This is a genomic window from Nocardia vulneris (genome assembly GCF_001613425.1).
Lineage (GTDB): Bacteria > Actinomycetota > Actinomycetes > Mycobacteriales > Mycobacteriaceae > Nocardia > Nocardia vulneris.
The window spans coordinates 1-13,209 of the sequence record NZ_BDCI01000054.1; the positions used below are offsets into that span (position 1 = coordinate 1).

At 57.9% G+C, this 13,209-nt stretch carries 15 protein-coding genes; 14 read left to right on the forward strand and 1 reads right to left on the reverse strand.

The features are described 5' to 3' along the window. From NVU01S_RS40990 to NVU01S_RS41035, 14 genes are all read left to right on the forward strand, one after another. A partial coding sequence (locus NVU01S_RS40990; protein ID WP_507762152.1) for an NlpC/P60 family protein occupies nt 1–2,383 on the forward strand: 2,383 nt, incomplete at its 5' end. A 3-nt stretch (nt 2,384–2,386) separates the two neighbouring features. Next, on the forward strand, nt 2,387–3,295 hold the full coding sequence (locus NVU01S_RS42175; protein ID WP_082032489.1) for a hypothetical protein: 909 nt from the start codon (nt 2,387–2,389) through the stop codon (nt 3,293–3,295). A gap of 12 nt (nt 3,296–3,307) precedes the next feature. Beyond that, nucleotides 3,308–3,910, forward strand: coding sequence for a Gp37-like protein (locus NVU01S_RS45185; protein ID WP_244467567.1), 603 nt, complete (start codon nt 3,308–3,310; stop codon nt 3,908–3,910). Then, nucleotides 3,819–5,030 (forward strand): Gp37-like protein, encoded by a 1,212-nt coding sequence (locus NVU01S_RS41000; RefSeq protein ID WP_444980761.1) that lies wholly within the window; start codon nt 3,819–3,821, stop codon nt 5,028–5,030. Before NVU01S_RS45185 ends, NVU01S_RS41000 begins: the two co-directional genes overlap by 92 nt. Nucleotide 5,031: 1 nt before the next feature. Further along, a complete protein-coding gene (locus tag NVU01S_RS41005; RefSeq protein ID WP_063776081.1) occupies nt 5,032–5,601 on the forward strand; it encodes a phage gene 29 protein family protein in 570 nt (189 codons plus the stop codon). Next, on the forward strand, nt 5,601–6,875 hold the full coding sequence (locus NVU01S_RS41010) for a peptidoglycan recognition protein family protein (RefSeq protein WP_167829471.1): 1,275 nt from the start codon (nt 5,601–5,603) through the stop codon (nt 6,873–6,875). The genes NVU01S_RS41005 and NVU01S_RS41010 overlap by 1 nt, the downstream gene beginning before the upstream one ends. A 1-nt stretch (nt 6,876) precedes the next feature. Further along, nucleotides 6,877–7,131 carry a hypothetical protein gene (locus tag NVU01S_RS41015; RefSeq protein ID WP_052281444.1) on the forward strand — a complete coding sequence of 85 codons (255 nt, stop codon included), beginning with the start codon at nt 6,877–6,879 and terminating at the stop codon, nt 7,129–7,131. Then, nucleotides 7,132–7,515, forward strand: coding sequence for a DUF2746 domain-containing protein (locus NVU01S_RS45565; protein WP_082032490.1), 384 nt, complete (start codon nt 7,132–7,134; stop codon nt 7,513–7,515). Next, nucleotides 7,512–8,165, forward strand: coding sequence for a hypothetical protein (locus tag NVU01S_RS43925; RefSeq protein WP_156162006.1), 654 nt, complete (start codon nt 7,512–7,514; stop codon nt 8,163–8,165). The genes NVU01S_RS45565 and NVU01S_RS43925 overlap by 4 nt, the downstream gene beginning before the upstream one ends. After that, nucleotides 8,162–8,482: a hypothetical protein gene (locus tag NVU01S_RS43930; protein WP_156162007.1), complete on the forward strand. Its 321-nt coding sequence runs from the start codon at nt 8,162–8,164 to the stop codon at nt 8,480–8,482. Before NVU01S_RS43925 ends, NVU01S_RS43930 begins: the two co-directional genes overlap by 4 nt. Next, the gene (locus tag NVU01S_RS41020; RefSeq protein WP_156162008.1) at nt 8,482–9,720 is read left to right on the forward strand and encodes a hypothetical protein; all 1,239 of its coding nucleotides are present in this window, start codon (nt 8,482–8,484) and stop codon (nt 9,718–9,720) included. Before NVU01S_RS43930 ends, NVU01S_RS41020 begins: the two co-directional genes overlap by 1 nt. Before the next feature lie 10 nt (nt 9,721–9,730). After that, the gene (locus tag NVU01S_RS41025) at nt 9,731–10,054 is read left to right on the forward strand and encodes an LtfC-like domain-containing protein (protein WP_043682822.1); all 324 of its coding nucleotides are present in this window, start codon (nt 9,731–9,733) and stop codon (nt 10,052–10,054) included. Nucleotides 10,055–10,871: 817 nt separating this feature from the next. Beyond that, nucleotides 10,872–11,879, forward strand: coding sequence for an SGNH/GDSL hydrolase family protein (locus tag NVU01S_RS44695; protein WP_052281445.1), 1,008 nt, complete (start codon nt 10,872–10,874; stop codon nt 11,877–11,879). 48 nt (nt 11,880–11,927) lie between these two features. Further along, nucleotides 11,928–12,323: a histone-like nucleoid-structuring protein Lsr2 gene (locus NVU01S_RS41035; RefSeq protein ID WP_043682825.1), complete on the forward strand. Its 396-nt coding sequence runs from the start codon at nt 11,928–11,930 to the stop codon at nt 12,321–12,323. Between the two features lie 56 nt (nt 12,324–12,379). On the opposite strand, the gene NVU01S_RS41040 is transcribed toward NVU01S_RS41035, so the two are convergent. Continuing rightward, entirely contained in the window at nt 12,380–12,769 is a 390-nt protein-coding gene (locus tag NVU01S_RS41040) for a hypothetical protein (RefSeq protein ID WP_043682827.1), read from the reverse strand. Between the last annotated feature and the right edge of the window lie 440 nt (nt 12,770–13,209).

A 13,209-nucleotide genomic window follows, 5' to 3' on the forward strand; every position in this document is an offset into this window, starting at 1 on the left:
TCAGTCGGCTACCGCCGATCAGCGCGTGAATGCGTTGAAGCGGGCTCTTGAGGCGTTGAGCGGCAAGCCTGTGGCTGTCGCGGATGCAATGCAGGCATACAACCGGGTATTGCGTGATGTCGCGGACTCGACACAGACCGTATGGGACAAGTCCAAAGGGTTCGGCGAAGAACTGATCACGGACGGTCAGATCAACACCGCTACAGAGAACGGCGATAAGCTCAAGAAGGCGTTGGACGATATCAAAGCGACCACGCTTGAGATTGCGTCTACTGGTAACACTGCTGCCTTGGATCAGGCACTAGCCGCGAATCAGAAGTCTTTCGAAGCGCTGGCAACCGCTACCGGGTTGACCGTCGAACAAGTCAATGCGCTTGCGGAATCTATCAACTTGGTTCCGCGTGAAGTGCGTATCTTGGCGACGCTGCAAGGCGATGGCCCGATCAATCAGAAGCTCACGGCTATCATGCTGGCTCTCGAAGCGGCACAGAAGACCGGGCAGACCGGTATCACTGTTCCGATCAAAGAAGAAGGCAGACAGCAGGTCATTGCCGCGCTGGAAGAAGCCAAGGCCAAAGTCGAAGAGGTGACCGGGAAACCGGGATACTTCCGGATTACTGCCCCTACAGCGGATGTTCTCAAAGAGCTACAGCAGATCATCAACCTGAAGATCCCGGATAAGCAATTCTCGGTTGTCGAGAACTACACGCGGATTCAACGCGGTATCGATGACGCGGAGGTCCGCAACCGCGCCCCCGCGTATTCGCCGGAGTCCGGGTACACGCATTATGCGATCGGTGGTGCAGTCCGGGGTAGTGGTGGGCCTACTTCTGATTCGGTGCCCGCGATGCTGTCCCGTGACGAACACGTGTGGACGGCCGCAGAAGTCGAAGCGGCAGGCGGCCACAAAGCGATGTATGGCCTAAGGGCTCGGGCGCTGGCAGGCGGATTCCGATTCGCGAAGGGCGGAACGCCTTTCGGCATTCAAGAAGCTGTGTCAGCTGCACAGGCTATGGAAGGCCACACCTACCAGTGGGGCGGCATCGGCCCGAACAATTTCGACTGCTCGGGATTCGTCGGATTTCTGCAACAGGTCGCTATGGGGCTCGGTCGAGTCGTCAAGCGGCTCTACACCACTCATACCCTCCTGAATGGCGCTACAGCGGGTTTGCAACCCGGTCTTGGCCCTTCGGGCACCCTCTTTCAAGTCGGTGTCTCTCCGGAGCATATGGCGGCCACTATCGCGGGTCGCCCGGTCGAGTCCGGCGGTGCCCATGGCACGTCCGGGATCGGCGGTACTCGTGCGGGTGCGTCGGATTCTCAGTTTCCGTACAAGTTCCATCTACCTAACGCGTTGATCAAGGGCATTGATTCCATGACGGCGGGCGGCAAGGTCATTGAATGGAATGACGAAGACGAGCTGGAGCTATTGCAGCTCGAAGAAGCCGTGAACCAGGCCAAGGAAAAGCGAGACCAGGTCTACGCGGACGAGAAGTCCACAGCATCCGACAAGCGCAAGGCTGACTTGGATGTCCGGGCGGCTCAGAACAGAGTCGTCAAGAAGCAAGATCAACGCGATAAGCAAGGCCAGATCGAAGGCGGCAACCGTGTTGCCCCGCAAGCCCCGGCATTGTCCAAGAAGTACAGCGATGATGAGAAGTCGTATGCGTCCAAGCTGCAAGCCGTGGAGCAGGCCAACGAATCCCGGAACGAAGTCTATGACAATCCAGAGTCATCGGATGTGGATAAGCAACTTGCGGATGTCAAGCTTCAAGAGGCTATCGAAGAGCTTGAGAACGGCGGTGCGAAAGAGTCTGCGAACTCTCCAAAGAGCGTGAAGGGCATCCTTCAGACATTCGCTTCGAATGTTGTCGGCACCGTATTCGACGCGTTCAAAGAGCAACTGCCGAACCAGGTTGCGGGTTCTCATTGGTGGGATATCGCGGACCAGGCGCTAGCTCTGTCGAGTTCGGACGAGTCCGCGACCGGCTCCACAGTCGCGCAAGCACTGTCGAATATCGGCACGTTCAACGCGAACGCGTTCCTTGGCCAACTCGGCTACGACAAGAAGAAAGACATTCCGGAGTGGGTGAAAAACCTGAAGTCCGGTGCCGTGTACGACACGGGCGGATGGCTGCCTCCGGGCGGTGTAGCCGTCAACCTCTCTTCGTCACCTGAACCCATCTTCAATTCGCCTAAACAGCTTCAGGATTTCGCTGGGTCTCAGCTGAACCAGCCGCAAGGCTATCTGACCGAGCAAGACCTAGAGCGGTACATGCGTCTCCGGCCGGTCTACAACATCACGACTGCCGATGTGTCCAGCGCGGTTCAACAAATCCGCGTCGAGCAAAGACGCCAATCCATGACATACACAAGGAGATAGGTTTTGCCTAGCGGACTCATAATCGAGTTCGAGTCATGGCGAAGCCCAGATGATATCTGGACAATCCACGGGGAAGGTGCCGGAGACAGAGGAATCTACCTCGGCACCAACCCGGAGGGTTTGTACGACGAACCGACCGAATCGATCTGGAACAGCTACGCGTACCAGATCGGTGCGACTTTCGGTGGTATCAGGATTCACAAACGAGACGTAATCCTTGGTGTGGAGGCCATCGGGACTCCCTACCAGTCTTGGCAACGCAATGATTCAGACTTCCGGAAGGCATGGAGCTATAAGAAAGATTCCCGGCTCCGCTGCCTCACCGACGATTGGGGCTTGCGGTATCTCCGGCTACGTCTGAGTAAGACGCCGGACTTTTCGCCCGACACAGACCCGTTCAAGGACCAGTACGGGCACGTCATCTACTCCGGCACGGCAGGCTATCCACGCTGGCAAGAAGACGACATGACCGCCGTATGGGTGAGCACTACCGACACCACGAACGGTGAATGGGCAGACGGAACCGTGAAGGTCTCTAATCCCACAGATACCGAGATGTGGATTAAGTGGGTACTCCAAGCTTATCCCGGCGTCGTCTACAAGCTCCCGGACTTCTCATTCGGAGATGATCGGTTCGAACGCGGCGTTGAGCACGCTAATAGAAAGATCACAATGCCCGCACTGGTCGCGGGCGAACATCTGCGGGTCGATACCGATGAGAACGCCGATCAGGTCGTGTCCGATATCGACACTCAGGCATGGCAACGCATGCGCGGAATCCGCTTCTTGTATCCGATTCCGCCCGGAACTCCCGAGACTTTGTTGCCGGTATCGGTGAAGAATGCCCCGGCCGGTGTCGGTGTGCAAGTGCGGTGCCCGCGTAACTGGTCACGGCCTTGGGGCCTGGACTGATGAAAGGATTCCATGGCTACGGTTGTCGAGAGCATTGACTTCGATGCCGTATTCGCCGAGATAACCGATCGCCTGAAGGCGGACAAAGAGCGCCGGTTGATACCGCCTCTTGTCCGGTTGTGGGATGGCGATTTCAATCTACGCGGATTCGTCAAGAAGGAATACAACGGCAAGTTTCAGTTCATCGACAACGATACCGGTATCGGTACGTTGGAGTTGCCTTTAAACCACTACCTGTCCAAGTGGCTGGTTGATGTGGACGCACGTCAGACAACGAACGTGCACCTCACTGTCGACAAGGACGGGGCTCGCTGGTCGGGCTCTATCGATGAACTTCTAGTGATCAAAGATGAGCAAGGTAAGCGGTTCGTCCGAGTCTTGTTCAAGCATGACTATGAGCATGCCAAACACACGTTGGTGTACTCGAACCCCTTTGCTCGCCGCCCCATTCTTAACCGGGGTGGGGCGGCGGGCGAAGGGCCTGTAATTGTTGCCTCCCGAGGTGCAATTTCCAAAGTTGTGGGTGCTTTTCGGAAGGGCGCGTTGGTGCCTGAAGACCACGCTATTGGTGAATCTAATTCGGTTGAATTCGTCCATCTGGACGCTTCCGGATAACCCTCTTGATTTGTCGAAGTGGTTCAACTTCGATATGTCGACTTGGGCGCAAGTCGTCAAACCTGATCTCACTCCGGATAACTCGGTCAATGCCATTGTCTACGGGCGCTTCAAGTACTTTCACGATGTCTCGAAGAAGGTAGTAGCAGACGCTCAACTTTCGTGGGAATGCCGAAGATATCTGAAAGGTGAGGATGAGCCGCCCTGGCCGGGCGCTAACCTCAAGAACGGCTGCCTTGTCTGGGATCTGATCGATTCTTCGGCCTTCAATACCGGAACTAGTTTCGGTGGAGACATGTTCGGCGGCCTGGTCCAAGCCGTAACCGACTTCTTTGTCTCTGACTCCGATAAGACCATGTCGGACACAAGGCGGACCCTGCCAGACCCGAACTTCCCGCCCGAGTACTCGACACCAGGTTACAAAGGCACCCTGCCTGCTTGTCCCGGTGTCATCTTCTACGAAACCGAAAACGGCGGAGTTTCATCCTCGGAATTCTCGTGGAAACCGGCAACAGATGTGGGCGTGGTTGGCGGCGGGAAATCAATGCCAGGCGTCAATGAATTGCTGGGCGTGGCTGTGCAGGCCGTAGGCGATCTGGCTGCCGCTATTCCTGGTGTGCCGCCCCTGGGCGGAATCGCCGACACAATTCTGAAGCCTATCTACAGCAATGTTTTTATGGCGTTCGGTAAGTGGCGCGACCCAATCAGGGCGACCCGTCTAAGCCGTCAAGGATTCTATTATCATGAGCGGTGGGCGGACGGTGCGGATACGGGCTACACGATTGCCTGGCTTTTGGCTATGCGTACCGGATGGTGGCAATCCAGAGAGGTAACGCGCCATAAGCTCACCGTTCAAGATGGCGCTAGCGGCTGGATTGTCGGCCAAAGAGGACACGGCCATTTCTTCCTCGGAGACCGTATCGGCTCCACGATTCTCGGAATGCCGCCCGGAAAGATCTTCGTTGACCGGGTATCCGAACTGACCCTGTCATGGTCCCGGACCGAAGCGCCTTCCTGGGAAATCACGATCGGGCAGAAAGAACCGGATGATCCCGTGATCAAGGCATGGGAACAGTTCCAAGAAATTCTATCCATCTTGCATGATCTAGGAGTGATGTAGCTTGTCCCGGTTCCCAACCTATGAAAGCTGCCAACCAGACGAAGGGGGGGAACCGGACCCGAAGCTCATCTTTCAATGGGCGCTAGGCTACATCCCGTTTCACGGCAGTACGCCACTGATCCTTCAAGAGGAAGCCAGAGCGATGCTGTCACAGCTTCTCTGGGACTTCGGATTCGAACACAATCCGGATAAGCAAACCAAGAAGATCCGCCTTCCATGGCGCGGGCAACAGCATTACCTGAACGGGTCGGCTCAGATCGTAGATATTGACGATCCGGAGCCTGATCCAGTCACTATTCCCGACCCTCTGGACTACACCGCGCATGAACAAGCGGTGATCGCTGAACGGCTATATCACGCGGGAATGCTGGGGGACAAGATTCCGGCGTATCGAGAGAACGAGTACGCCGAAGAGGAATCCGGAGAGATCTTCAATCCTTCGGACCATTCTCCGTCCACAGTCAACGGGTACCTCATGGCGGCCAAGCCTGCCGAACGTCGGCGCGTGATCGCTGCCGAGATGACCGGGAAATGCCGGGACCAGGTTCTCAGGAAGTGGAAGGGGGTCTGATGAACACAACCGGACGCATGTCGAAGGATGCAAACGCACTCGCGATCATCCACGAAGGTTTCCGCAGAGGGATCACACCGCGAGGAATTGTCATCGCGCTTTGTACGGCGCTGGTCGAGTCCAACTTGATCATGTATGCGAATGAGCGTGATCCCGAGTCATTGACGTACCCGCACGAGCGTTTGTCCTACGACAAGAACTCGTCTGGGCTATTCCAGCAACGGCCGGAATGGTGGGGAACAGTAGCCGACCGCATGGACCCTGCACGTTCGGCAGGCATGTTCTATGCGGCACTAGCCCGCCTGGACTACATGAACGAATCCCATACGCCGGGTTGGTATGCACAGCAAGTTCAGCGATCCGCTTTCCCTGATCGCTATGACGAGCGGATGAGTGAAGCGCAAGAAATCTATGACCGGCTGACTGCCGGGGAAAGTCTGCCTGTGAACAAGCCTGAGTATTCCGAAATCGACTGTATGACTGGCGGGGGCCGGTCGAATCGTTCTCGTCCTCCGATCAACTTTCTTCTTCATACGGAAGAGGGTAATTCGAGCGCTGAGGGCCTGGCGCGGTACTGCGATGGTAGCCGCGATGTTTCGTATCACTACACCCTGAGAGATGGCGTTCTCGCGGCAGTAGTGGATACCGACTACGCATCATGGTCCGTGCTGGATGCCAACGCCTACACAATCAATCTGTGTTTTGCCGGGTCTCGTGCGGGATGGGGCCGTGCCGACTGGTTGGCCCGCGAACACGATATCGAGATCGCCGCATATGTCGCGGTGCAGGATTGCCGCAAGTACGGCATTCCGATTCAGGTGATCACCCCGCCGTATTTCCAGGCGGCAGGCATCTCGGATCACCGATACGTGACCGATTGCCTTGGGATCGGATCTCACACGGATGTGGGTGACGGCTTTCCTTGGGATGTTTTCGAAAACTACGTAGCGAAGTGGTCGGGGACTACTTCGCCGATTAATGGAGATGATGAATTGAGCTGGGGTGAACTGATCAAGAATCTGAACGATCAGCCGGTGACCCGTGAGGACATGATCCGGTACATGGATGCCCGCCTGGAACGGGTCGAGCGTATCGCTATTGCGCTGCTGGATCAGATCGGCGGTTCTGGCGTTGGTGAAGCCGTCGCCAAGGGTGAGCCGGTTCGGTTCGATGGATTCCCGCAGGGCGGTGGCCGGTCGGCTTACGACCTCCAGGCGGCCATTGCTGCCGCTGTGAAGGTCGCTGGCACCCGCGATCTGAAAGAGGGCAAGTGACATGGGTAAGACGATTGCACGCAATCTGAAAGCCGTTGAAGCCGGTATCGGCGGACTCCTCATGTTGGCGACACTGCTGCTGTCGCTCGATGGAGTATTGCCCGCTGCATGGGCTGGTGGCATCGGAACCGTGGTCGCTGTTCTGACGACTTTCCGTGTGTGGCTTGCTCGCAATGAGCAGTTGATCGAGCAGTCTGCCGACGCGATCGAAGACCTTGTAGACGAAACGGTCGGCGCTTTCCAGATCCGGGGGTAAGTGTTGAATGCACTCCCTGATGGCGCTGCCGACTATGTAATAGCGCTGTGGGTCCTGGCCCCGGTTCTTACCGGGGCCGTTGCGGCTTTCGCTACACGCGGGGTACGCGCCAACCAGAGGCAACACAGCGAAGATCTCGCAGAGGTCAGAGAGCAAGTCTCCAATACACATTCGACCAACCTCCGCGATGACATGGACTCCATCATGTCGGAACTTCGCGGACTCCGACAGGATGTTTCAGAGGTCCGCACGGAAGTGCGAGACAACCGCTCTGAGACACGGGAACTTCGAACTCATGTCCGCGAAGTGCGTCAGCAATCCGCCGAGTTCGAAGCGGATGTTCGAGCGTTGGTGAGACGGCAATACCCCGATGAGGTTCTATGAGTTATCCAGTCGGGCCTAAGCCTGATGGTGCGTGGCAGCTCGGCGGGCGGTACGGCCAAGATATCGACAAAGACAATGTTGCCGCGATCGTGACAAACGGCGCTAAAGCGTCGTTCGTCGCGGCCCAAAATTCACACCGCACCAATGTCCGCGATCGTATCGACGGCGCATACACCGAAATAGATGTCGCCAAAAGCAAAGCCGATACGGCGGTAACCCAAGCGCAGGCAGCCGCCAACAAAGCTGCGTCAGCGGAATCTACTGCCGCAAGCGCCAAGATTCTTGGGTCTTACTGGGAAGCGGAATTCGTTGTTGCGAGCGCTGCTGTTGTTCTCGGCGTCAACGAGCTTTTGATCGGCTTGTGCCAAAACGTGCCGGGCGGGCTGACTCGCACTATCACTGATATGCACGTCGCTTTGCTGTCACAGCCTAATGGAATGACGTTCGAGCTGAAGAAATGGGATGCGACCGGAACAACCGCGTCGGTTCTCGGCACTTACACACTGGCAGCCAATGTGACTCGGGCCAACTGGCCGAACCTCAATATCGCGGTATCCAGTCGAGAACGAATCTTCGTCAACGTCACGTCAGTAACGGGCTCAGTCGCGCCCGTAGTACTTCAAATTCTTTTATTCGGAGTGATGCAATGAGGGTTTTTGAAACAAGATACGGTGCCGGTGCGGGTGCCGAAGAAGTACGCGTAGAACCGAATCAAGAACGACTATGGGCAGCGGCCTTCGGCGTGGAAACCCTCGATCTACTTTTCGACCTGGAGATTCCAGAACGCGCCCTACCTCGGTTCGATGAGGCTATTGCCCGATTCAATCACGAGCCGGAGTCGCTTAGGCATCTACTCGATGACTCCGACTCTCGGGGCTTGATTGGCAATCGGCGAGTACTGGAACAGATGCGGGCAACCCTGGCTGATCACGCCGACGCATCTATCAGCGGAATAATGGAACGCTGATGTTCCTCCTCGGCCGTAACCGGCCATTGGCGTGGCAAGGCTACTACGACGGATTCCAACGCGGCCCCGAATTCCCGGTTAAACAACCGTGGGGCCAATGGGGCGACATGGACTCATCCCCATACCTGGACGGCTCCAATCAACTGGTTGTCCCGTCCGCACCTAACGCCAAAGCCGGGGGAGTGTCGTTCGAGTTCATGCCCTTCACTCCGTGCTACGGGCACGAATATCAAGTCAAGTGGCCGATCTTCGGGCCTGGTGACCAGTTCTTGCAATTGTTCATCATGCCGAACTGGTCCATCGTCGGACCGAATTTCACGAACACGCTAGGTATCCGGCTGATGCACATGGGGATCGGTGGGGATTCCGTCCGTATTCAGCAATGGGCCAACATGACCAGCTTGTCTAACGACGTGGCTTCGGCTAGCTCTCCTGTTCCGCTAGACGGTTCAGTGCCTCTCACGCTCAAAGTGTGGGTGGAAGATGACCGGTTCGCGGTCGTTTGGATTAACGGCATCCTGGCGTGTCAAGGCATGCTGAATTCGGTTTTCTTTACCGGCCCCGGTCGGCGCGGCATGAACCTCATGCAGTTTTCTACTGCATCGGCCCTCTATCAGTGGGCGAACGTGTACGACCGCCGCCCATCTTGCCCCGGCGTCGAACGCTGGGTTCCAGGATTCGCCGACGACTTCAACCGGCCGAACGGCCAGGTCGATAACGGCTGGAGCGTGTTCGATCCGGCCGGACAAATCTACTCCGGCAGCTACGCGACAACAGGCGGTTCGGACGGTCATCGGGCCATCATCCGCGATAGCGGCATCACCTCCGGGTATCAGCGGGCGACCGCCGTCGTCAGCAGCAATGTTGACCCACCGAACGCCAACGCATCCGCAGGAATCTTCTTGCGATCCAATGCCGAAGGCACGCAGGCTTTGGCCTGCTTGGTCTTCTCGGATCAAATCTCGATCGTTCGAATGTCCGGCTCTCTGACAAACCCAACATGGTCGCTGTACTCCTATGCCAATGTGGCGACTAATCCCGGAGACCGGATCACGTTCAGCGCGTGGGGCGACTGGGCTTGGGTCGAAATCAACGGCGAACGACAACTGTACGCGGCCAACGTTTCCAGCGTCGTCCCTGCGACTAATTCTTACATGGGGCTTCGAGTTTCGCGAACGCCTTTCAATGACTCCCTGTCGTGGGATTCAGTCGACTTCTTCTCCGGTATCGGATTCTAAAGGCATAACCATGGCAATCATCGGCGAAAAGCTAGATCCACTCGTGCTCATGCTCACAGTCGGGCGTGACTTCTCCTGGTCTTTCGAACACATCGACACCAGCGGCCAACCTATCCCGTTTCCTGCCGGAACTCTCTTCTTCGAGTTCGACACCAAACCCGCAAAGACCCAATGGTCATTTGTGATCAGTGGAGCGATAGCCAATCTGAAAGTCGAGTCTGAGTTAGCCGACCTGATTCCGGCTCGAACGCGGTGGCAGCTCGTATTTCTACCGCAAGGCGAGACGGCGGGCGGATATCCGATCGCGCTCGGACTTGTGCAAAGGCAGGGCTGATATGCGACTACGTGGCTTCTCGGCAAGCGGTAATCCCGCATTGTCGTTTCTGGATAAACCCAACGGATCTATCATCGGTGCCCCCAGTCGGCCCGTCGATAAGATTATGTCGATTCCCGGCCCGGCAGGCCCACAAGGCGCGAAAGGCGATACCGGCCCGCAGGGACCGGAAGGCCCGCAAGGACCGAAAGGCGACAAGGGCGATACTGGCTCACCAGGCGTGCAGGGACCGCAAGGCGACGGCCTTTCCATCGCGGGACAGGTCCCCACGTACGGGGAATTGCCGGTATCCGGTGTTCCTGCCGGGGCTGTCTGGTTGGCCGCTGGACGGCTCTATCGCTACGACGGAGTTTCGTGGCCTCCAGAAAATGCAGGGACACCCGTTCAAGGCCCCGCAGGGCCGAAAGGCGAAACCGGCGCGACAGGGCAGCAAGGGCCACAAGGCGACGCCGGACCGGCCGGAGCGCAAGGCGCACAAGGAGCGACCGGCACACAGGGTCCGAAAGGCGATACAGGGCCGACCGGACCGCAAGGCCCGAAAGGTGACACCGGATCAACCGGCACCTCCGGCGCTACTGGACCACAAGGCCCGCAAGGCGACCCCGGACCACAAGGCCCACAAGGGCCGAAAGGCGACAAGGGCGAACCAGGTACAGGACTGGCCAAGGTCACCCGGATCATCTCGTACTGCAACGGCGGCATGGACGGATCTGTCCCAGGGACATCTACCACGGTCAACACTCAAGCCGGAATCCGTACATCGGTGAAAGTCCCTGTGTCGTCTACCCGTTGGCGGGTCCGGCTCCGCAACTACGGAATGACCGGCACGGCCAAAACCGGATTGACCGGTAAGGGCATCAAGTTCGGGGAAGCGGCCCGCGTCACGAGTGGCAGCGGAACAACCTCCCGTACAGGCGGCTTCGTCGGCAACTCCGCTACAACCCTCATCAGCGCTGACTTCGCGATCCCCGGCGACGGCTCGTATTGGGCGCTGCCATGGATCACCGACCCGGCCCTACAGTTCCAAGCGGGTAAAGACCATCTCCTTGCGATCGGGTACACGGTCGCGTCAAGTACGTCCGTGCAAAACACATGGGGCGAGTGCTTCTATTGGAGCAACGTCACTACAGCGCTTGATCCGACCGTCACGGCCGGTTCGTCCATCCCTGCCGGTATCCCGCTCGATATCGTCATCGAGTACGAATGCGTCACCACTCGTTCGGCGTGGCTCTTCATCGGCGATTCGATCGCTGAAGGTGTCGTAGGCACGAGAGGTACCACCAACGCTTCAGTGGTACCGCAACCGATCTGGAAGGCATACCCGCACCAGTGGGCAGCGCGTAACAACGCGCTCGTCTGCAACATCTCCTTGTCCGGCATGCAGACAGGCCAGTACCTTCCGGCCCAGTTCCCCCAGTTCTTCGCCCGCCTCGACCTGGCAGGCGCGAAGTTCGACGGGGCAGTGATCGCCACAGGAAGCAACGACTTCCAGAACGGACGCACGTTGGCGCAATACCAGTCCGATATTTCGGCCCTGGTCAGCCAGGTTCGTTCAGTGATCGGCGATCGGCCGATCTACTACTGTTCGACCCTCCCCCGGTCTTCGACGGGGAACGCTATCCGGATCGCAGCCAACGAATGGCTTGCCTCGCTGCCGTATGGCGCTGCCGGGTTGGTCGACATGGATGCAGTCATGCGGATGACGGTTGACGCAACGGCATTGCCTGCCGACATGACCACAGACACTATCCATCCGTCCTTCAAGGGGAGCGAACGTATGGCCGCAGCCCTAGCAGGTGTAGTCGCACCAGTCACTAACGCGTGATCGTATGTGGCTTGCTGCCACGGAATTCATTCCGATACTCTTTCGCTTATGGCGAAGAAGGTAATCCTTGTTGATGACATCACCGGTGAAGACATCACCGAAGGACTCGGGGGAACGCTGCCGTTCATGTGGGATGGCGACAAGTACGTGATTGATCTCGGAATCAAGAACAGGGACAAGTATCAGAAGTTGATCCAACCGCTGATCGATGCCGCCCGGCGTCCTACCGAGGATGAACAGTACATGTTCGGTGGCGGTGCAGGTCGACGCAATCCGGCGCGCGGGTCGAAGCCGGGAAGCCCTGCGAAGAAGGCGGACGGCCCTTCTCGGGACGAGATCCGCGCGTGGATGCAGACAGACGCCAAGTTCAAGGATCGTGAGATCAGCGACCGGGGACGCGTTCCGGCCGACATCATGGAAGCCTACGAAGCGGCGAACAAGTAACCACTGAAACCCAAAAAGCCCCTCAGCTTTGAAGCTGGGGGGCTTTTCTATGTCTTCTAGAGTTCGGCCTCTGTGAGGGCGCTTTCGGGCTCGCCGAGACGCATCACAGAGTCTTCGCCCGCAGCGAACGACACCTTGAACCACAGGCGGGCTGTCTCGCCCTTTTGGGTGATGTCTGCCGACATGATGACTGTGAGTTGTCCGTACTTCGTCTCGCCGAAGCCCGAAGCTATTCCGCCCCGGCGTACTGCGAGATCACTGATGGCATTCCGGGCCTGGCTCTGCATATCCAGTTTGCCGGGCTGCGTCTGCCAGTACTCGGTAGTCGCTACAGAACCTTCGGCCTTGTCGCTTCCTAGCCTGGTGCCGACCAGCACCCCGACAAGCGCTATGGCGACTGCTGCCACGATGGCTACAGAGACCTTCAGCGCGGTTGCTTTGGCCATGACATCCCCCCTCGGTCCCGATGCTCCGCGTAGGGTATCCCGGCTGTCGTGCAGGAGGAAAGGTCAGCACGAGACGAGACAAGCCCCCGGCTCCAAAGCCGGGGGCTTGTGCCGCGTGCAACGTGTCACTTCCTTGTGAGTTGAGCCACATCGAAGGACCAGCCGGTGGGTTTGCCGCGTGAACGCTGGAGGCTGAAAGTCGTTGGCGTGTCCCGTAGCGACACGCGGCGGCGGCTGGTGCTCGTTGCGGGGTGAACGGGGGAGCTTCGGGGCAATCCTCCGGAGGATTGTCCGTCACTTTGGGGCGATCCGTAGCGATGCCGGGGGACTCCTAAGGAACACCACGGATGGCGAAAAGCCCTGCAAGGGAGGGTTATTAGGGCACCCTGGGGAACACGGGCAATTCCTAGAGTGACCTGGTATTTTACCTCCGCTGATAC

Bases quoted from the DNA above. Each gene is read 5' to 3' on its own strand.
- NVU01S_RS43925 (WP_156162006.1), top strand. From the start codon at position 7,512: ATGAGTTATCCAGTCGGGCCTAAGCCTGATGGTGCGTGGCAGCTCGGC.
- NVU01S_RS41035 (WP_043682825.1), top strand. From the start codon at position 11,928: ATGGCGAAGAAGGTAATCCTTGTTGATGACATCACCGGTGAAGACATC.
- NVU01S_RS41010 (WP_167829471.1), top strand. From the start codon at position 5,601: ATGAACACAACCGGACGCATGTCGAAGGATGCAAACGCACTCGCGATC.
- NVU01S_RS44695 (WP_052281445.1), top strand. From the start codon at position 10,872: ATGACCGGCACGGCCAAAACCGGATTGACCGGTAAGGGCATCAAGTTC.
- NVU01S_RS41015 (WP_052281444.1), top strand. From the start codon at position 6,877: ATGGGTAAGACGATTGCACGCAATCTGAAAGCCGTTGAAGCCGGTATC.
- NVU01S_RS41040 (WP_043682827.1), bottom strand. From the start codon at position 12,769: ATGGCCAAAGCAACCGCGCTGAAGGTCTCTGTAGCCATCGTGGCAGCA.
- NVU01S_RS41025 (WP_043682822.1), top strand. From the start codon at position 9,731: ATGGCAATCATCGGCGAAAAGCTAGATCCACTCGTGCTCATGCTCACA.
- NVU01S_RS43930 (WP_156162007.1), top strand. From the start codon at position 8,162: ATGAGGGTTTTTGAAACAAGATACGGTGCCGGTGCGGGTGCCGAAGAA.
- NVU01S_RS41020 (WP_156162008.1), top strand. From the start codon at position 8,482: ATGTTCCTCCTCGGCCGTAACCGGCCATTGGCGTGGCAAGGCTACTAC.
- NVU01S_RS45185 (WP_244467567.1), top strand. From the start codon at position 3,308: ATGGCTACGGTTGTCGAGAGCATTGACTTCGATGCCGTATTCGCCGAG.